General features: G+C 50.9%; 10 protein-coding genes and 1 pseudogene. 4 read left to right on the top strand and 7 right to left on the bottom strand.

Annotated elements, in window-relative coordinates:
• Positions 1–19: 19 nt before the first annotated feature.
• Entirely contained in the window at positions 20–1630 is a 1611-nt protein-coding gene (locus EDF88_RS16630) for an STY4199 family HEPN domain-containing protein (protein WP_134185912.1), read from the top strand.
• Positions 1631–1661: 31 nt separating this feature from the next.
• Here EDF88_RS16630 and EDF88_RS16625 read toward each other — a convergent pair whose 3' ends face one another.
• The 4 genes from EDF88_RS16625 to EDF88_RS16610 all read right to left on the bottom strand — a co-directional run bounded on the left by EDF88_RS16625 (position 1662) and on the right by EDF88_RS16610 (position 5213).
• Positions 1662–3041: a carbohydrate porin gene (locus EDF88_RS16625; RefSeq protein WP_134185910.1), complete on the bottom strand. Its 1380-nt coding sequence runs from the start codon at positions 3039–3041 to the stop codon at positions 1662–1664.
• A 185-nt stretch (positions 3042–3226) separates the two neighbouring features.
• Positions 3227–3529 (bottom strand): PTS lactose/cellobiose transporter subunit IIA, encoded by a 303-nt coding sequence (locus EDF88_RS16620; protein WP_151993846.1) that lies wholly within the window; start codon positions 3527–3529, stop codon positions 3227–3229.
• 31 nt (positions 3530–3560) lie between these two features.
• Positions 3561–4886 (bottom strand): PTS sugar transporter subunit IIC, encoded by a 1326-nt coding sequence (locus tag EDF88_RS16615; protein ID WP_064514709.1) that lies wholly within the window; start codon positions 4884–4886, stop codon positions 3561–3563.
• A 12-nt stretch (positions 4887–4898) separates the two neighbouring features.
• Complete coding sequence (locus EDF88_RS16610; protein WP_064514706.1) at positions 4899–5213, bottom strand: PTS sugar transporter subunit IIB; 315 nt, start codon at positions 5211–5213, stop codon at positions 4899–4901.
• A gap of 295 nt (positions 5214–5508) precedes the next feature.
• Here EDF88_RS16610 and EDF88_RS16605 point away from each other — a divergent pair, with 295 nt between their 5' ends.
• The gene (locus EDF88_RS16605) at positions 5509–6465 is read left to right on the top strand and encodes a LacI family DNA-binding transcriptional regulator (RefSeq protein ID WP_134185908.1); all 957 of its coding nucleotides are present in this window, start codon (positions 5509–5511) and stop codon (positions 6463–6465) included.
• An 83-nt stretch (positions 6466–6548) separates the two neighbouring features.
• Here EDF88_RS16605 and EDF88_RS16600 read toward each other — a convergent pair whose 3' ends face one another.
• The 3 genes from EDF88_RS16600 to EDF88_RS16590 all read right to left on the bottom strand — a co-directional run bounded on the left by EDF88_RS16600 (position 6549) and on the right by EDF88_RS16590 (position 7998).
• Positions 6549–6881: a glycine zipper family protein gene (locus EDF88_RS16600; protein ID WP_134185906.1), complete on the bottom strand. Its 333-nt coding sequence runs from the start codon at positions 6879–6881 to the stop codon at positions 6549–6551.
• A gap of 80 nt (positions 6882–6961) precedes the next feature.
• On the bottom strand, positions 6962–7225 hold the full coding sequence (locus EDF88_RS16595; RefSeq protein WP_064514700.1) for a hypothetical protein: 264 nt from the start codon (positions 7223–7225) through the stop codon (positions 6962–6964).
• Positions 7226–7545: 320 nt separating this feature from the next.
• Entirely contained in the window at positions 7546–7998 is a 453-nt protein-coding gene (locus tag EDF88_RS16590) for an SgcJ/EcaC family oxidoreductase (RefSeq protein ID WP_034460571.1), read from the bottom strand.
• Positions 7999–8947: 949 nt separating this feature from the next.
• Between EDF88_RS16590 and EDF88_RS16580 the strand changes: the two are divergent.
• Together EDF88_RS16580 and EDF88_RS16575 are read left to right on the top strand one after the other, a co-directional pair.
• Positions 8948–10117 (top strand): annotated as a pseudogene (locus EDF88_RS16580) (MFS transporter).
• A 381-nt stretch (positions 10118–10498) separates the two neighbouring features.
• Entirely contained in the window at positions 10499–20005 is a 9507-nt protein-coding gene (locus EDF88_RS16575; RefSeq protein WP_134185904.1) for an autotransporter-associated beta strand repeat-containing protein, read from the top strand.
• The last annotated feature ends 58 nt before the right edge of the window (positions 20006–20063 follow it).

Raw genomic sequence — 20063 nt, 5'->3', positions numbered from 1 at the left:
TTTAATTGAAAGGAAAATCATGACCAGCGCTGCACAGTTGCTGATGCGGGAAAAGTTCGAGACTTGCCTGAGTGTGATTCGCCAGGCGTCATTGCAAATCCTGCCACTTCTCACCATCAAAGCCAGTGAAGGCAAAGATCCGCAATGGTTTTTTCAACAGCTTGAGCAAGCCCGTCTGGCGCTGGGAAGTTGGATGGCAGTGGCAAAAAGATTAAATCTTAATGATGCTGAGATTTCACATTTCACGCTGTTGCTACGTCATCTACAGCAACTGGTTCCGCAGTATGAAAGCGGCCAGGAAGTTAGCCATAACCAGCTAATCGCGGCATTACGCTTTGTGAGTTATCTCGAGCTGGTGCGTGCAAAGCAGCCTTTGCTTGGCTACTCCACCGAAATCGAAAATCATGATAATACTCAGCAATATAAATCGACACGCCAGATGCGTGCGCTGGAGCTGATGCTTAAAGGTCTGGTTGATCAAAGCTATGCCAGCCAATCACAGTTGGTGCATAAGCTGAAAACGCAGTTTGGTGCTGATTGTGTCCGTCGTTGGTTGAAAAATGGCGAACGTGGCGATGTGCTAAGTGGGATGCGCTTTAGCGAGTTGGCCTTGATGGTGGTCGATAAAAAAGAGTATGCGAACCATTACGCCGGGCTATTCCAGCACTCTTTGAAACTAAGCTTACTGATTGATCAGCGCAAAACACTGCAAACTTTTCTCAATGATGTGCGTGAAATTCGCAATGATCTGGTTCAACAGCAGCACCTCACTTCCGTACAACTCACCTTGCTCGATAGTTACTATCAAGAAAGTAGCGATGCCATTCAGCGCGCATTCGATGAGGGACGAACGAAGGTCAACCCGGCGATGTTTCTGGCTGCCGATGATTCACAATTACAGGCCTGGCTCATGCAGGCGCAGAAAAAATATCAGGCAACCGGACGCGATACCGAAGAGGTGCGCGATGCTATCGAACGGCCTGAGTTGCGTAATACCAAAAGAAAGCAGGACTCTGGCGAAACGTTATTGATGCTGATGTGGTGCATAGCGGGAGTGGCAGTGATTGGCGCCGCCATCTTTGGTATGTACTTTCTGAGTGATTTCACCAATAAACCTGCCGTTGCGAAAAATACGCCAGTCAAAATCACAATGATTGATTCTCTCCCGGAAACCGAAAGCGCGCGTGAAAAGCTGGCAGATATCGGAATCACATGGGATGAAGGCAACTTACGCTCGGCAATCGAACGCGGCGATACCGCTGTCGTGCGGCTATTTATGCAAGGGGGGATGAACTGGAAAGTCTATTTCACCGAATCTGCATTAGCGGGTGATTACCGCGACGCGCTCAATACTTTGCTGCAGTACCGATCGCAGATGGATGAAGACCGGCCATGCCGGCGCATGATCAGAACCATGAGTCAGGCGATGCACGACGGGCAAAGCCTGACTTCACTACGGAAACAGTTTTTGGTCACTTTTTGCAGTGCACCTGAAGCCATTAAACGCCAGAAAGAAGAGTTGGATCGCGCGAAACTACGGCTGAGTGCGCAGCAACAAAATAAAAACGCCCAAGCAGAAGAAAAACGCACATTGGAAATTCAAAAAGCAATTTATGACGCGATGCGGTGAGGAACGTCCCCACCGCAGACGCAGCTTGAATTTACCACCAGGCTTCCCACATAGCGCCTACGTTGAACGAATCAAGCTGCGTATTATCCTGCCCTGCGACACGCGTGGTGTGGTTGTTCTCCACCTGGCCGCCGGTAACGTAGAAGCGCAGCATTGGGCGGAACTCAGGCCCCATCGCGATAGAAATGTTCTGCGACAGCGTCAGTTTCCAGCCTTTGTTATCACCATCATTCTCGTAATCTACGCGCTGATAACCCGCTTCAAGCCACGTTGAATGGATGTCGTTCCAGAAGTACATCGGGCGAACGATGGCACCGTAGTTGCGGCGGTTATCGAGCGTTTGCTCGTCATTATCGTAATCGTGGAAGGCCAACAGATATTCCACCTGCGCTTGCTGAGTGAACTTATAGTTCCCTTCGAAGCTGGTATACACGGTGTGCAGGCCATTGGTTTTGTTATAAACGCTGTTATCCGAGTGGTCAGAATAACGGGCAATAATTTTGTTCAGGCTATTTTCACCGGTGTGGCTTAACACCACCGCGGCTTGCCAGGCTTTGGAACGTTCGTCGCTATCAATGGCTTTGGAGTCAAAACCATAGTTGGCATACAGCTCGAAATCGATTGGGCCGAATTTGATGCCATGCAGTTTTGACGTTGCCGCGTAGTTACCTTTATCGCCAGTGCCGGAGCCACCAGTACAAGAGATACGTGACGGGTTGCCGCCATCTTCAATCATTTCAGGATTACACTGCTCCACCGAAGCAACGGCCGCCATGTCCAGTTGAGCAAAGCCGAGATCGAGGCTTTTCACCCCTGCACCTTGTCCGTCGTGGTTCATCCAGAAGTAGTCGTTGATGCCTTGTTGTGGGCGCTGATGGAAGTCACGACCCGCCCAGAAATAGGCATTTGGTTGTGCTTCAAAAAGATTTGTGACTCCCGCGTAGGCTTTTTTCAGGTTAACTTCATCACCCCAGTGGTCAATCATCACGCCGATGTCCCAGATGGCTCCGTTATCGGCTTTTATGATTTTGGTGAGCTGGAATTCGCCGCCATTGCCTTCGTTACCTAAACGACCAATTGCGGAGGAGCCGTTATAGGAACCTTCAACGCCAATGTATTTTTGATCGCCTGCCTGGAAATGCGCACCGTAACGCGCATAACCGGTAAATTTAAGCCCCAACGGAACAGCCTTATCTGGCGTGGTGGGAACTTGCGGCGTAACCAGGGTATCGGTTCTATTGAGTCGTGCCGCTTCTATTTTCGCATCACGGTCGGCCAGTGCTTTGTCGACTGCTTTCGCCACTATTTGATCGATCTGTTCTTGAGTCATTGGTTCTTGTGCGAGTACAGAAATTGGGCAAAGCGCGGCGATGACCGCCATTGTTAATGGAAGCTGTTTAATTAATTTCATTATAATCTCAATTTAGTAATTTATTTTTCAGACAATAAATATCCTGCTGTGGGTTAATAGAAGCGACTCTATGGCCAAAGCATATTTATATTTTTATACTTTCATCGGATTGGACTTAATTAAAATTATTTACGTAATTATTTCTCCGTGCCAGAGGTTAAATAGTTTTTGTTTTCACGTAATACTTAGCGTTGATAAAGATGAATAATTTCGTTCGAAAGTTCGCGTGCCAGCATGGATGTCATTAAATGGTCTTGCGCGTGCACCATAATTAATGTCATGGGTTGCTTAGCTTCACCGGCATCTTGTTCAATCAATTTAGTTTGCATCTTATGGGCTTCACGGGCGTAACCATCAGCTTCATGTAATAGCAGTTTGGCTTCTTCAATATTTCCCTGTCGCGCAGAATGCAGTGCCTCAAAACACAGGCTGCGTGATTGCCCGGCATTCATAATAATTTCCATGACGGCTTCTTCTAGTTCGATCATCATTTTTCCCAGATTTATTAGACGGCGATTATTAATTGCTGATAGCCGTTTCTGTTAAAGGTGAACGCGCTTCGTTTTCCACGGATGTTTTCTGCAATGAACGCTCATAAGCACGCAGGAATGGCAGATAAATCAAGGTGGAAACGACCATGCAAATCAAGCACATCACCACCGGACTAAAGGCCCAGTTTGTTGCCCATGAAGCGCCAATCGGAGCGGGTGTCGTCCACGGCGTCAGGGAAACGACTTGCGCCAGCCAACCCAGTTTTGTGGCGGTATAAGCCAGAACGGCGTTGACCATCGGTACGCAAACAAAAGGAATGAATAACAACGGGTTCATGATAATGGGCGCACCGAACAGAATCGGTTCGTTGATATTAAAGAAGCTTGGCACGATGCCCATTTTACCAATGGTGCGTAAGTGCGTGGCTTTACTACGCAGTAATAAGAACGCCAATGGCAGAGTGGAGCCGACGCCGCCAATCAATAAATAGTGGTCCCAGAAACCTTGCAGGTAAATGTGTGGTAATGCAGCACCAGCAGCAAGCGCAGTCTGGTTTGCCGCAAGGTTTGTCATCCAGAATGGACTCATGATGCCGGTAACAATCAGCGAGCCATGAATACCTGAGAACCAGAAAATCTGGCACAGCAACACAGACAACAAAATAGCGGGCAGGGAATCCGATGCGGAAACCAGCGGTTCCAGTAGGTGCATAATCGCTTGCGGCATAATCATGCCCGTTTGCGCTTCGATGAATAAATTCAGCGGGTGCAGCGTGCCAATAATCACCACCACCGGGATCAGAATTTCAAATGAACGCGCAACGCCTGTTGGCACTTCTTTTGGCAGACGAATCGTGACTTTGTGCTCTTTAAGCCAGGCGTAAATACGCGTGGAGTAAATCGACGTAATCAGCGCGGTGAAAATACCCTGGCCTGAAAGGTACTGAGTCGAGATTTTGCCATCAGCGTACGGTGCAGCAACCAGCAAAAACGCCATAAAGGCCAGCAAACCGGACATCACCGGGTCGAGATTAAACTGCCGCCCCAGACTTGCGCCAATACCGACAGAGATGAAGAACGTCATCACGCCCATACTCAGGTTAAACGGCAACATCAGTTGTTCACGGTAAGTCTGTGAAAAATCCAGCCATGCGCGGGCAAAGCCAAGGGTGGTATCGGCCGAGAAAGGCGGGAATATAAACACCAGCATAAAGGAGCCGATGATCATAAACGGCAGGGCCGCGGTGAACCCATCACGAATGGCGATAACGTACTTTTGTTGCCCCAGACGACCCGCCAGCGGGGTGATAGATTGCTCAATCACCGTCACCATAGATTGATATAGCGAACTCATATGAACACCCTTTTAGTGAGCCGCTTCGATAAGCGACAGAGCATAATCCAACACCTTATCGCCACGTTGCATGCCGTAATCCATCATATCGATGGCTTGAACGGGAATGCCGTGAGAGGCAGTCTTTTCTGAAAGCGTACTTAACATATATTTCACTTGCGGCCCGAGCAGCACCACCTGGTAGCGCGGAAACTGCACGTCAAATTCAGCGACACCGTAAGCCTCTATTTCAACAGGCATTCCTCGCTCTTCCGCTACACTCAGCATCTTTCTGACCAGCAGGCTGGTGGACATTCCGGCAGAACAACACAACATGATCTTGACCATTAACACTCATCCTCAAAATGTAAATAAAGTATTGCGGAAATGATTTGATACTTTATGGAAACCGTTTTCCATCCGCAGCCAACCGATCTGTGATACTCATCAACATCCAGCGTTTATAGGCTTTGCTTATTGGATCGTCATCACAAAATTATCTGGTTGAGATGCGGTTTGGACATCATGCGGAAAATCGGTTTCCATAGAAAACCGAAACGACTATACTTAAAACTGGTTAGAATGTGAGCCAGGGCTGTATTTAGGATGACAGGCATAAGCCAGAGCCTGATAAAGGAAAATGATGTCTACAATCAATGATGTATCGCGTTTAGCTGGGGTGTCTAAAGCCACAGTATCTCGGGTATTGAGTGGATCTCGTGGGGTGAAAGAAGCAAGCCGTCTGGCTGTGCTTAAAGCGGTGGAAGAGTTGCATTACCGGCCGAATGTTATCGCGCAATCCTTACTTAGCCAGTCAACGGGCTGTATTGGCGTGATTTGTGCGCAGGACAATATTAACCAGACCACGGGTTACCTGTACGCGCTGGAGAAACACCTTAGCCAGCATCAAAAACACCTGTTGCTGCGTTTTGCCAATAGCAAAACCGAGGTGTTGCACGCGCTTGATGAGCTGACCTGCGGCCTGTGCGATGACGTGCTGGTTATCGGTGCCCGTTTCCCGCTCAATATCAGCCATGAGAATGTCATTCTGGTGGATTGTGTGGATGTCGACTCCAGCAACAGCATTCAGTTTGATCACGCATTTGCTGCGGAAACTGCCTGTAATTACCTGATTAAACAGGGGAGAAGGCAGATTGCCGTGATTAACCCTGACTCATGCGGTTCCGTTGACCAAATCCTGCTGGGTTACAAACGTGCGCTGGAAAACAATTTCCTGCCGTTTAATCGTAACCTGATTTTTATGGACTCAACCTCTTCGTCGGTTGCGCTGCAAGTGCTGCTCAATAACAGCACCACGCTGAATTTCAACGCGTTACTGGTGGCCGACGAGCAAGAAGCGCAGCGCATTATTCCGCAGTTGCAGGCGTTTAATAAATCCGTGCCGAAAGACATTATGGTGTTTAGCCTCGCGGGGTCACTGCATTTGCCAGGCATTCCGACTATTCCGGCCATTGAGTATTCCATGGATGCGATGGCGGCAAGAATTGTTGCGTGGCTGACCGAGAAAACCAAAAGTGCACTGGGTTCGAACGTGCTGCGTGGGGATCTGATTATTCCTGACATGGCCGGTAGAAAGTAAACTTTCTACAAAGGCCAGAAACTAAAAATCCCGGCATCTAACGATGCCGGGATTTTTGAATATTCTCTTAGACAAACAGTGGATTAATGCGTCGCTTCACCAATCAGAGCGCCACCGCCGGCACCAACTGCGGCACCTTTTAGCACGCTGTTGCCGGTTGCCGCTGCACCAACACCCCCCACTGCGGCACCAATTGCACCACCAGTTCGAGCGGCCTTACCTGTTTTTCCGTGTTTAAACATGGCTCCGGTACCACCACCGATAACTGCACCACCTACCGTACTTTTCACGTCTTTGCCTGTTGCTGCACCAATTGCAGCACCGGCTAATGCACCGCCAGATGTTTTATCAATAGCAAATACATTGCCTGAAAACGCGAAGGTTAAAAGTAACAAGTCTGGGATATATTTTTTCAAAAAAAGAGTCCTCCTGGACATAAAGATACACAATGTTATGCGCCTAACAAATATTCTATTCTGAATAGATAACGATCTGTTTAATATTTAATATCGCGAGCTTCTTCACGGCCATTCTGTTTATTCTGACGTTTGTCCTGGCGGCAATCGTGATTGCTTTTATCATCACTTGTAACGCATTCACGCTTCTCGTGGCGAGAGTCCTCACGAGTATCCTGGCGAGTGTCGCGCGCTTCGCGTCGTTGCTGGCCTTGTTGAGTGGCATTGGCATTGCTGATAGAAAAAGTCGACAGCAGAATTACACCAGCCAGAACACCCAATAGTGTCGATGATTTATTATTCATGAGGTAAATCCTAGGGGGTAAAAAATGTGCGAAATGAATATCTCAATTCAAACGGTCATAAGATTTATAGTATAGTTCTGCCAGTTACGTCTAAATGTAAGCAAATAAATTAAATTATATTTTTATTTGCACTTCCTTTAATTTCATCTCATATATATATGAAAATTAATGAGTTAGCATTTTTGATTATTAGAGCTTTATTTCTTTTCTTTGCTGCAAATTCTTTCATCTTTCATTATTTTTTGAATGATCACGCAAAGAAAAAGCCCCCGCATGGCGGAGGCTTCAACTGAAATACTGGCGGGACTGTCTACCCGTTTTTATGCTTCTGGCATCGCAGAAGAGTGGTGGGTAGAGATTTTCCACTCTTTACCATCCCACGCGTAAGTGAAGGTATAACGCGCTGAGACTTTGGATTTATCAGCGAAGGTGAAGGTGTAAGTCCCGGCATCTACCGCTTTATTACAACCCAGTCGCACAGTACGGCTGTCAATTTTGCCAAACGGCTTCTTCTCTAAGAAGTGCTCGAAATAATCAACTCGCTCGGCGTCAGTCAGGCGGACTTTATTGGAAACAGTCGGCAGCAATACGGCATCGCTCAGATAATTATTTGCTACTTTTTTAGCATCGCCGGTTTGCAAGGAATCGTTCCATTTATCAAACAACCCTTCGATCTGCGCTTTGTCCACTTTGACGCAGTCAGGCGCTGTGGTAGCCATTGCAGAGCCTGAAACAAGAAGCAGTGAACCGACAATACCGAGTACCTTTTTCATTATTATCCCTTTGTTTATGCTGTGTTTTTCCTGTTAACCAAACTACCAATAATAATGTGGGTATACAATATGATTTATGTATAGTTACATTTCATTACTATAACCTACGTAAATCATTCAAGGGGTGGCAAAAACAAGCGTTCCGATGGCTTGAAACCGCAATGAATCAACTTTTAACTGAATAGTGTTCCTGGAAAAAACACATAAAAAAACTGACCTGTTACAGTCAGTTTTTTTAGATTCGATGACTTCGAGATTAGTTATCTCATGGTAACACAGTACCCACACATAATTTCAATGTAGAAAAATAGGAAAACCTTGTGACATAAGGCTTGCAGGGGTGGTAATGGTTTTTCCAGAGTTTTGCATTCGACATTCCCTCTTCCTTTTGTTGGTAAGCTCAAATCAAAAAATGCCACAACTTTTTCGGCACACAAGTTACTCAAGTTGATTAGCTATTAGCCTGGATTGTTTCTCCATGTTCATGGTGTTTTTCACGAGGAATCGCATCACTAGTTCCTGAGTTCATAATGCTAACATTTGCTTGGGAGGCTTCCTGGCCGTTTAGCAGCTTATTTTGTTCTATTTAATTGTTATTTTCGCTTCATATCAGGCCATAGAATCTGGTCAAGGGTAACCTAATCTCCGTGATGGCAGATCATGCTCCCATCCCAGTTGAGTTGAACGTCATCTGGCCCCGAACAAGGCACCTCATACCCAGAGTTCGCCTAATCGTTGACGAACTGCTGAATAAGGCCGGAGAAGGCTATTTCGGTACGCTTAGGTAGACATTTTGTCGTCACTGAGGCGATACCCAGGCTGTTTGTCGCCTTTTAGCAAACTTATATCCTGACTGTCCCGCTGCTTTAATTGCCTTACGGGTTGAAACCGTCCCGTATGCCAGAGCAGTTAAAACGTAAAACATCATGTTACTTACAGGATATTTGTTATGCCATTAGCTCTATGGGCGCTGGCGATTGGTGCATTCGGTATCGGAACCACTGAATTCATCATTGCCGGGCTGCTCCCCGTCATTGCCGTTGATTTTAACGTCACCATTCCCGTTGCCGGCTATCTGGCGACCTCGTATGCGCTGGGCGTATTCGTCGGCGCACCGGCCCTGATTATTCTGGGTTCAAAAGTCCCGCGTAAAGCCATGCTAGTTTTCCTGATGTTGCTCTTCGTGGCCGGGAACCTGGTGACGGCGTTTGCCCCGACACTTGGCATTGCCATACTGGGAAGAATTATTACCTCGATGACGCACGGCGCTTTCTTTGGCCTGGGTTCGATTATTGCAGCAGATATGGTTGCACCTTCTAAGCGCGTAAGAGCCATTGCGTTCATGTTTATGGGGCTGACCGTCGCAAACCTTATAGGCGTACCCGCAGGTACCTGGATAGGTCAACACCTCTCCTGGCGTGATGCCTTTATGGCCATAGCGGTGATAGGGGTCATTACGGTTATCAGCATCGGAATGCTCATCCCGCACCAGCCAAGGGCACAAAACCAGAGATTTGCGCATGAGTTTAACGCCTTTAGAAACGTCAACGTGCTGCTGGCAATGGGCATTACTGTTTTCGGGCCGGGGGCATTTTTTACATCAATTACCTACATTGCGCCAATGATGACGGACCTGGCAGGATACAGTGAAAGCAGCCTCGCGTGGCTGATGCTGCTGTTCGGACTGGGATTGTTTACGGGAAACCAGCTTGGTGGCCGGTATGCCGATCGCGCTCTTATGCCGATGCTCTAAATCACACTGGCTGCTCAGGCCGTCGTGTTACTGGTATTTAACTTTACGGCGCACAGCCAGGTTATGTCAGCTCTCTGCATTTTCCTGATGGCTGCGTTTGGATTTGCGACAGTTTCTCCTATCCAGAAACTGGTGATGGATAAAGCACGGGCAGCAGGTGCCCCCACGCTGGCCGCTGCGGTAAATATCGGTCTTTTCAACCTCGGTAATGCCGTAGGAGCCTGGTTGGGTGGCGCAGTGATTGCCGCGGGATTCGGTCTGCAATCGCCAAATTGGGCAGGAGCTATATTGTCTGTCATTGCACTGATACTTGCGGTGTTATCCGGTCTAACGGATAAAACCGGGCATACAGTCGAGCTGAATTAGACGGTATGACGACTGACCAGTGAGAAAGCCATCTGAATCATTCACTGGCCATAACAGTTAACGCAAAATTTATTCGCATTTCACTGAACCGGTTATGTAACGTCCGCTCTGGCACGAAGCGGACGCGGAAGTAAGGTCCGCTATGAGCGATGAGCAGACGTAACCACCATACCGTTGCAATAATAAACAGAGCTCATCATGAGTTTCTTCACTGAACCTGAACATTTTATAAAAGCATCCGTTAAATAAGACTTTTCTACTCCTCCGCCCTCTCAAAACTCAACCATGTACTAATGTTACTCAAAGTGTTTCGACAAGTGTTTCTTGTTGTTTATTTGTGTCAACGCGCTATTTCCTTATGCGGCCTTGCAGAGATGACTTATGAATAATATTTATCGTTTGGTATGGAGCCATGTGGCGAACAGTTTTATTGCCGTTGCAGAAACATCCCGAACAGGGAAAAAAGGATCGAAGACCGGGCGTGGAGGCCGAAAATTATTAACTACTGCGCTGATTGTTGCCGGTGTTTATGGCCCGACAGCCAGCGCTGTAGATGTGACGTGGAGCGCGGCTTATCCCAACTACCTGTTTCTACCGGTTTACGATGCGGTTAAAGAGACGGGTTACGCGTTTACCATTGATAGTCAGCCACTGACAAATCATTACGCCCCAGGCACTGAACTGAATATTACTGGCTCGATACCCAACATTGCCACGGGGACAAACGGCAGCAGTACGGGGGTCACGGTACTGAATGCGCTTCCTGACCCCGGTGGAACCGGGGCGGGGACCGATCCAAACCGCATCATCACTATCGAAGCCACGGATTCAACCGGGGCTGCTATGCCAATAACAGCTGCAAACATTGATCAGTACACGTATTCGCCTTCTCCGGCCAGACCTCAGGAAAGCCAGGAACTGAACGTCGAAGTGCCAGGTCTTGACGGCAGTTATCAAGTCATCAGCATTTATGATTCCTCGACGTTTATTGCTGCCGATGACACGGCAGTCAGCGACATGTTGTTGCCGGTTTACGACCCAAACTCGATTCGTATCTTTAATAATTTCGGTATCGCATCGGTAGCGGCAACCGGCGGGCAGGCCAATATCAATGTGGGTTCAAGCGATGCGAATGCGCCGATTGCGGCAGCTGCAAATACCATTGACCTGTTGGCTAAAAATTCTGTGCTGGCAAAAGCGGACGGCAGCGGGAGTGCGACCAGCCGTACCGAATGGCGTTCCGATAACTTTATCCATTTCCTCCCGGCGATCGTGCTGTCATCTGATACCCAAAATCTTGAAGCACAAAGTGCGAAATACGATTTCACCATCACGCTGCCCCACTACGAGCAGGTCGGAAATAAGGCTCTGCTACTGGGGAATAAAGACTTCGTTATTCATTCTTCCACTGACATTGCAGATGTTAATGATTTCCTGACAGGCCAAGGGGCTTATGCTGGTAAACCGCAGATCCAGTACTGGCTGACGGCGGGTGCAACAGTCAATGGCGAGGTGATTGACTCGTCTGTTGAAGCGCAAAACACCTACGACGCGATTATTAGCGGCATGTTGGCACAAGAGGAAAATACCAGTATCAACCTGACCTACCATGTCTGGGATGACAAAGGCGTACACAACAACAACGCCACGGTTTCAACTGGGGATTTAAACGTTATATATGCCACAGGTGCGAATGCGTCTGGTTTGGTTACCAGCGACGGGAGCCTGGCGGTTGACGGGGCATCGGCGGTGATGCGTGGGGACAATGGTGCCATCATCACAAACGACGGGGCAATCAACGCCTGGCGCAGCAGCGGCAGTAGCCCAGACTCTGTTGGTATGCTGACGACGGACGCCACGGCCATCAACAATGGCACGCTCAACGCGGGTCTGTTTATTGAAAAGGATGGCAGCAACCAGAACGTTTCTAATGCGGGCAGCACAGGCATGCAGGGCAGCGGTAACAGTACGCTGACCAACAACGGTCATATCAATGCGGCGATTACTGACTCCACCACCAACGGTGCCGTGGGCATTCGCGCGTCAGGCACCACCACGGTTTCGAATACGTTAGCAGGTACCATCGCACTGGCTGGCAACAGTAATAATCAGTTCGGCAAAGCCGGCGGTTACGGCGTCTGGCTTGATCAAAGCGCCACATTCAATAATGCCGGTAATATCTACCTTGGCGTCAATCCTGTCTTAAATTCCACCGCGCCAACACCGGTTCCGATGACCGGTGGCGATCTGTCGGCGGGGATTCGCACCCAAAGCACCGGCGCGGTGAACAACACCGGTACGATAACCATTGCTGAAAATACCCGTAATGCCGCCGGGATCTCCATCGAAGGGGCGTCAGGGGCGGTGACCAACTCCGGCACGATCAATGTGTTAGGTAAACTGACTGACGGTTCAGCCGCTGCTAACTATGGTTTGAACGCAGTTGACAATGTCGGCACCGTGACGCACAGCGGCCTTATCAAGGTGGACGGTGATAACAACATTGCCATCAACGTGCTGGCGCAAGATGCGGGGGCGGAAGTTACCACCACAACAGGAAGTGCGATTACGGTCGGGACCGCGGGGGATACCGGTGGCAGCGATGGCCAACCCTACACCTATCGTAACTATGCCGTTTATGCGGAAGGGCTAAACACCCAACACGCCCAGGTTAACCTGAACTCTACCATTCGCTTGTTATCTGCCGGGGCGATTGGTGTACATGCGCGTGGCGATGCGCGCATCGATATTGATTCAGCTTCGACGCTTTCTTTCGAAAACGTCAAACAGATGGGTTACTACGCCTGGGGTAATAAGGCGCAGATTAATCTCGGCAATGCGAATATCAATGATAACGGCCAGGCCGATTCTATTTTGTTTGCTGTGGATCACGGGGCGACTTTTGCCGGTAATAGCGGCGCTGCAGCGGGATATCAACTGACGGTATCAGGTAACAATGGAACCGGGATTATTGCCAATGGCGTCGATGAAACGACCGGAACTAAAACCTCACTCACCACCGGAACCGCACAGATATTCGTCAATGGCGAAAAAGCGGTTGGTGTAAAAGTGACTGGCGGGGCAGTCGGCAATATTAGTGACGGCGGGATTGTCCTGCAGCATAACAACACCACCGCAGTCCTGATTGACGGACGTAATTACAATATCGACGGCACCATTGATTCCGATGAAGTGCAGACTGACGTGACATCCAATGCCTCGATTACCAGCAGCCCTGGACAAAGTGGCATTGTTGGCTACAACGTGGCTCATGCGGGGGTGCTCAATCTAAGCGGCCCTGGCATTTCATTAAATGGCACCAACAGTACCGGGATCATTCTGCATGACAACGGTACCGCAACGGTCGGTGCGCCGGTGAATGTTTCTGGCACCAATAATATTGGTGTCGATATTCAAAATAATGGCGTGCTGACGAATAACGGCATTATTAGCGTCAGCGGTGCCGCGAATAGCGGCAACGTCGGGGTTCGTGTGGGTGGAGCGAATGCGGTGGTTAACCGCCTCGGCACAGTCAATGCCTCAGGCGGTTTAGCGGCAGTCCAGCTCATTGGAGCAGGCGCGAATTTAACGGTTAACGGTACAGGCAACCAGATTACGGCCTCTGGTGGAGCCGATGGTGTAAGAATGGATGCCGGTGCCACCTCCTTTAACGCCTCGGATACGGTTATCGACATTTCCGACAGCGGCGCGGGGATTAATAACAACGCCGATACCTCCAACATCAATCTTAGCAACGTCACGATTAACGCCTCCGATGGCCCTGCGATTCGCACTGCCGTCACCTTTAGCGCGGAGGGCACGAACAACACCCTGAATGTTTCCGGCAATGGTGAAGGCTTTGCATTTATGCAGGCCGATGGTTCGGTGACTACGGGTTCTCTCACAATCGGCAGCGGCTACACCATTAATGGCAACGGGGCGGGGAGCGTCGGTATTCTGGCAAGAACATCCAACAATGTGAGTTCTGCTGCGACTATCAACATGGACACCGGTGCGGGTTCAGCGATTGTGGCAACCGATGGTCTAAGCGGTAGCAGTCGTACGATTACCAACTCAGGCGTGATCACAAGCCTCGGAGCGGGTGCGCCAGTGATTAATGCCTCAGGCGCAGGAAATACTACCGTCATTAACAGCGGTACATTGCTGGCGGCAGATGCCACCGCACAAGCGATTCTGACCGGTACCGGCAATGACGTGGTGTCGTTAAATGGCCCGGGGGCAACGACCCGTGGGGAAATAACGCTGGGTAGTGGTAACGACCAGTTCAGCTGGACGGCGGGTGATTACACGGGTGGAGTGACATTCACAGGTGCAGATGGCAATGACCGCGCCACGCTGGGTAACGTGTCGATGGCGAACGTGACGCATATTCTCAGTGAAGGCGGCACCAATAATACGTTAACTCTTAATAGTACGAATGAGGGAGCAACACCTGCATTATTGGGATCCTTTAGCGCGGACGACCTGGCAAAAGGCACCAATATTGGGTCGGGCTGGAGCACGCTGACTTTAGATGGCGATCCGACTGACGCACGGGTGGTGGATAATTTAACGCTCTCCGGCGTACAAACCATCATTATCAACAATGGTGCCACGCTGCGTAGCGGCGACAGCGCCCCGACTGCGGGCGAGGCCACCATCCATAATTACAATGTCGCCACCTCGGGGGCGACAAGCTTGCTGTCATTCGATGGTGCGGCTGACCAAATCTACAGCGGTGTTATCAGTGGCACGGGGGGCATGGAGCGCATCAATAGCGGTAATACTATTCTGCTCGGCGATAACACCTACACCGGGAATACTTTGATAGGCGCAGGATCGGAGCTGACTCTCGGCGATGGTAATACCACCGGCAAACTATCCGAGCAAACCAACATTACTGATAACGGCATCCTGACGGTTAACCACTCTGATGCAGTGGCGCTCAATGGTGTTATTTCAGGAAGTGGTGCGTTCCGCCAGATTGGTAGCGGCGTCACTCGCCTCGGTGGCAATAACAGCTATGCAGGAACCACCACTGTTGAACAGGGTACCTTGCTAATTAACGGTGTGCAGAGTGGCACAGGGCTGACCACCGTCAGGAGCGGCACTACGCTTGGCGGTTATGGCACCCTCGGCGGTGATGTTCTCTTCGAGAGTGGGACCACATTGCGCCCGGGTGATGACAGCCGTGGCAATGGCACCGGGATGCTGACCGTTCAGGGCGACCTGACACTTGCCAATGACACCAACAGCCAGTTCCAGTTGGGAGAAGTTTATACACCGGGTGGCTCACTCAATGACCTGGTGGATGTGAAAGGTAACTTAATACTTGATGGTTCACTCAATGTGGCGCTGACCGCAGGTGGAGCCTTCCTGCCGGGTGTGTATCGCCTGTTTAACTATGGCGGTTCGCTCACCGACAACACCATGGATATCGTGTCGCTGCCACCCAACGACGCCAATAACTACGCTATCCAGACCAACATCGACAAGCAAGTTAACCTCGCGCTCAACTTTATTGACCCGACAAATCAGTTGCAGTTCTGGGATGGTGACCTTGATGTGACCCCAGGCAACCACGGGGATGGTACGACAGGCAATGGCCGGGTTGACGGTGGCTTCGGTTACTGGACCAGCCTGATTTCAGGCGTCAGCAACAACTGGACGCAAGTCGATGGGGTCGGTAATGCGCCGTGGGCGAAGGATGCTTTTGCCGTATTCCAGGGGCTAGGCGACGTGGTGCGCGTGAGCAATGCGTTTGGCGATGTGCTCACTTCCGGGATGCAGTTCGCCAGTAATGGCTACATCCTGAATGCCGATCCTGCGCGCCCGGATTCGCAACTGTTCTTTGATGCGACTAACCCGCCGGGTAATTTCCCGCCGGATAACAGCTACGAAGCGCAAGGGGCGACTCATGCCAACAGCTATTTTGCGATTCGTGTGGGGAATGGTGCGACGGGAGCCGACATCACGACGCTTATCAACGTCAACCTGGTGCAGAACGATCTGTCCGCTGGCAATATCCGTTTGCTGAAAACCGATCCCGGTCGCCTGATTTTAACCGGCAATAATGTGTTTACCGGTGGCGTGGAAGTCTGGAACGGCACGCTGAATATCACCAACGACAACGCGCTTGGTGCGACCAGTAACTCAGTGTTGTTGAAAAATGGTGCCACCTTCCAGGCGGGGGCCGATCTCACGACATCACGCTTATTCTTTGTCGATGGCGCTGCGGGCGCTGCGCTGGATGTATTCGGCCATACCTTTACCCCAACAGGCGTGATTGGCGGTGATGGTCCTCTGACTATTAAAGATAGCTCCACGGGCACCAATAATGGCGTGCTTGAGTTGGGCACCGCGAATACCTATCAGGGCGACACCAAGATTATCGGCAAAAATGGTACCGGGCAACTGACGGTCAATGCTAATACCACTGGGGCATTTGGTACGTCAGATAGCCTGGTTTCGTTAAGCTCTCTGGCACTGTTAAACCTCAATAACGCCGCTTCGGGTGAAACGCACACCTTTGCCGTCGACAACGCATCACTGGCGTTCCACGACAACGCCGGAGCCGGGCAAAGCACGATCAATCTGACTAACGGCGGTAATGCCACTTTCAGCGATACGAGCCAGGGTGATAATACGAATGTGTCGGTTGATGCCAGTTCCCTGCTTGCGCTCAACGGCAGTGCCGATGCGGGTTCATCGACGGTCAATAACAGCGGACGTGTGACCTTTGCTGACAACGCTCAGGGCGCAGGCGCGGTGATTTCTAACCTCGTGGGCGGCCTGGTGGATATCAGTTCTGCGCTGTCGGGGACCTCGATAGGTTCATTATCAGGTGCAGGTAACGTGATGCTGGGTGCGGCAACTCTGGTTGAAGGCGCCTTAGGGCGCAACGACTCGATCAGCGGCATTATCAGCGGTGACGGAAATCTGGTGAAAACCGGAAGCGGAACGCTAAACCTCACCGCCGCCAACACCTGGACCGGAACCACCGATGCTCAGCAAGGCGTGTTACTGATTAACGGTAATCAAGTGGCGGCAACCGGGCAAACCACTGTGAATAGCGGTGCAACGCTTGGCGGTGCGGGCCAACTCGGTGGCAGCGTGGTGATAGACAACGGCGGGCACCTGGCGGCTGGGCAGGATCTGTCAAGTGTGGGTGTGCTGACGATGGGCGCGCTAACCCTCAATCAGGATTCGCAAGTCGATTTCCAGTTTGGCCAGCCATACACCGTCGGCGGCACGCTTAACGATCTTATCAATATTAATGGCGACCTCAATCTTAACGGCAAACTGAATATCACCCAGACACCGGGCGGCAATTTTGATGTCGGGATCTATCGCGTCTTTAATTATTCCGGTGCGTTAACCAACAACATTCTCGATATTGGCACCGCGCCTGCGGCGGCAGACGATCTCTACGTTCAGACCTCTATCGCAGGCCAGGTGAACCTCGTCAACCGCAGTGGTTATGTCATGCGCTTCTGGGACGGTTTCGGTGGTACGGGCGGGGCGTTGAAAAATAACGACCAGATCGATGGCGGAAACGGTATCTGGCAAAACAGCAGCGGCAATGACAACTGGACCACGGATGTCACCGATCCTGAAGGGCGCTTTAATACACCGTTCAGCAATGGTTCCTTTGCCGTATTTGGCGGTAGCGCCGGTAATGTCACTATCGACACCAGCCTCGGTGAAGTGGCGATCAGTGGCGCGCAGTTTGCCACTGACGGTTATGTTATCGGCGGGAATAATCTCACCACCCATACCGCCAATACGATCATTCGCGTCGGTGATGGTACGGCACCGAGTGCGGGTTATACCGCCACTATTAACTCGGTTATTGACGGTGAAGGTGGAATTAATAAAGCCGATCTCGGCACCTTGATTCTGAACGGCAATAACCAATACCAGGGCGGCACGCAGGTTAACGGCGGGGTACTGCAAGTTTCTGCGGATAATAATCTCGGTGCAGCGGGAACCGGTATTGGCGTGAGTGGCGGCACGTTGCGCTATGGCGCAGCGTTTGATACTGCCCGCCAGGTGACGCTTTCGGGCGTCGGTGGGGCAATTGACACCAACGGTCATGCGGTTTCGCTGTTAACGGCGGTTACCGGCAATGGCGATTTCACTAAGCTGGGCGATGGCACATTAACGCTCACGCAAGACAGCACATTCAACGGGCAAACCACTATCAGCAAAGGCACATTGCAGTTGGGGAACGGGGGTACGGCGGGCAACATTGGCGGGAATATTGTCGATAACGCGACGCTTGCGATTAACCGCAGCGATACCTTGTCGCTTAGCGGGAACATTTCCGGCAGCGGCCAGGTCTGGCAGCAGGGCAGCGGCACCACCATTCTCAATGGCAACAATAGCTGGAGCGGAATTACGCTCGTGGAAAAAGGCACCTTGCTGGCATCCGGTGAGAATCGCTTTAGCCAGCCATCCAGCCATATTGTGAGCCGTGGTGCGTTACTGGATACCGGTGGCTACAGCCAGTCGGTCGCCAACCTGGTGAACCAAGGCACTATTAATTTGCGTGGCGGCGATGTCGGATCAACCCTGACGGTCAACGGTGATTACGTCGGCCTGAACGGTACGTTGAACATTGCTGCCCAGCAGCATAGCCCAGGTGTCGCCGACCGTCTGGTGATAAATGGCGGCAGTGCTACTGGCCTGACGAACCTGAATATTGATGTTAGCCAACTCGGCGAACCGACCACCGGTGACGGCATTATGGTGGTTGAAGCCGTTAATGGGGCGACCACCACCGCTCAGACCACCAAAGATGCCTTTACCATTGGCGATGGCGTGCTTACCGCGGGCGCATGGCAATACCAGCTGTTTGCCGGTAACGCGCAAGGGGCGGGTGAAGACTGGTTCTTACGCGCCGGTTATCGTCCTGATGTACCGGGCTTCGATACGCTGGCCGCGATTATCCGCCAGGCCGATTTAGCGGTTCTTGGGACACTTCACCAGCGTGTGGGCGATGAACAACCCTGGCGTGCAGATGTTGCGGCCGATCAGGAAAGCCGTTTTTGGGCACGTTACATCGTCAAATCGGTCGATCAAAAACACGACGATCCTACCGGCTCGCAAAGCAGTTCCAACTTCAACGGGATGCAAATGGGGTTGGACCTGTGGCAAAACGATAAATGGCGTGCAGGTTTGTATACCACCTTTATGGATATCGACAGCTCGATCAATGGCGATACCGGGATGAGCGGCGGGGCCGCGTACAACTCGACCTTCTCCTCATACCTGGGGGGTTACGCCACCTGGACTGACACCGACGGTTTGTACGTCGATAACGTCCTGCAGTACGGTTATCACTCTGTCGATTTGAAGAACATGAGCGATCATGAATCCTACAGCCCGGACGGTAGCTCGGTGGTGGCGTCGGTTGAAGTCGGAAAACCGTGGCAATTAGGCGATAGCAACTGGCAGCTCGAACCGCAGGCGCAACTTATTTATCAGTACAGTCATTTTGATGATGTCACACTTGCCGATCGGTCGAAAACCAAAGTTTCGGTGGACGCTGACGGTTCTGTGATTGGCCGCCTTGGGGTCCGTCTGACTGCCGATTACGACACGGACTACGGCAAAGTTAAGCCTTATGTTCGCGCAAACTACTGGCAGGAACTGTCTGACGGCCAGGACAGCGTGACGTATCGCAATACGGCCAACCAGGCCGGTGCGACGGAAATCAATGCCAACCAGCGCTTCCAGGCAACTGAAGTGGCTCTCGGTACAACATGGGCGGTAACCACGGATGTGCAGGCCTATACCGAGGTGGGCAAAAGCTGGGATAACGGTGGCGACACGTCCGTATCCTCTGATATTTCAGCGTCTGTTGGGATGAAAATTCGCTTCTGATGATACTGCGGCTCGCTTCGAGCCGCAGGCTATCCCAGGCCTTTTAGCGGTTATTTTA

Source organism: Buttiauxella sp. BIGb0552 (assembly GCF_004366275.1).
Classification (GTDB): Bacteria; Pseudomonadota; Gammaproteobacteria; order Enterobacterales; family Enterobacteriaceae; genus Buttiauxella; species Buttiauxella gaviniae.
Note: the sequence above shows the minus strand (reverse complement) of the source record. Positions and strands in the feature narration are given on the sequence as shown.

Coding starts and splice junctions, on each gene's coding strand:
- EDF88_RS16630 (WP_134185912.1), top strand. CDS start 20: ATGACCAGCGCTGCACAGTTGCTGATGCGGGAAAAGTTCGAGACTTGC.
- EDF88_RS16625 (WP_134185910.1), bottom strand. CDS start 3,041: ATGAAATTAATTAAACAGCTTCCATTAACAATGGCGGTCATCGCCGCG.
- EDF88_RS16620 (WP_151993846.1), bottom strand. CDS start 3,529: ATGATCGAACTAGAAGAAGCCGTCATGGAAATTATTATGAATGCCGGG.
- EDF88_RS16615 (WP_064514709.1), bottom strand. CDS start 4,886: ATGAGTTCGCTATATCAATCTATGGTGACGGTGATTGAGCAATCTATC.
- EDF88_RS16610 (WP_064514706.1), bottom strand. CDS start 5,213: ATGGTCAAGATCATGTTGTGTTGTTCTGCCGGAATGTCCACCAGCCTG.
- EDF88_RS16605 (WP_134185908.1), top strand. CDS start 5,509: ATGTCTACAATCAATGATGTATCGCGTTTAGCTGGGGTGTCTAAAGCC.
- EDF88_RS16595 (WP_064514700.1), bottom strand. CDS start 7,225: ATGAATAATAAATCATCGACACTATTGGGTGTTCTGGCTGGTGTAATT.
- EDF88_RS16590 (WP_034460571.1), bottom strand. CDS start 7,998: ATGAAAAAGGTACTCGGTATTGTCGGTTCACTGCTTCTTGTTTCAGGC.
- EDF88_RS16575 (WP_134185904.1), top strand. CDS start 10,499: ATGAATAATATTTATCGTTTGGTATGGAGCCATGTGGCGAACAGTTTT.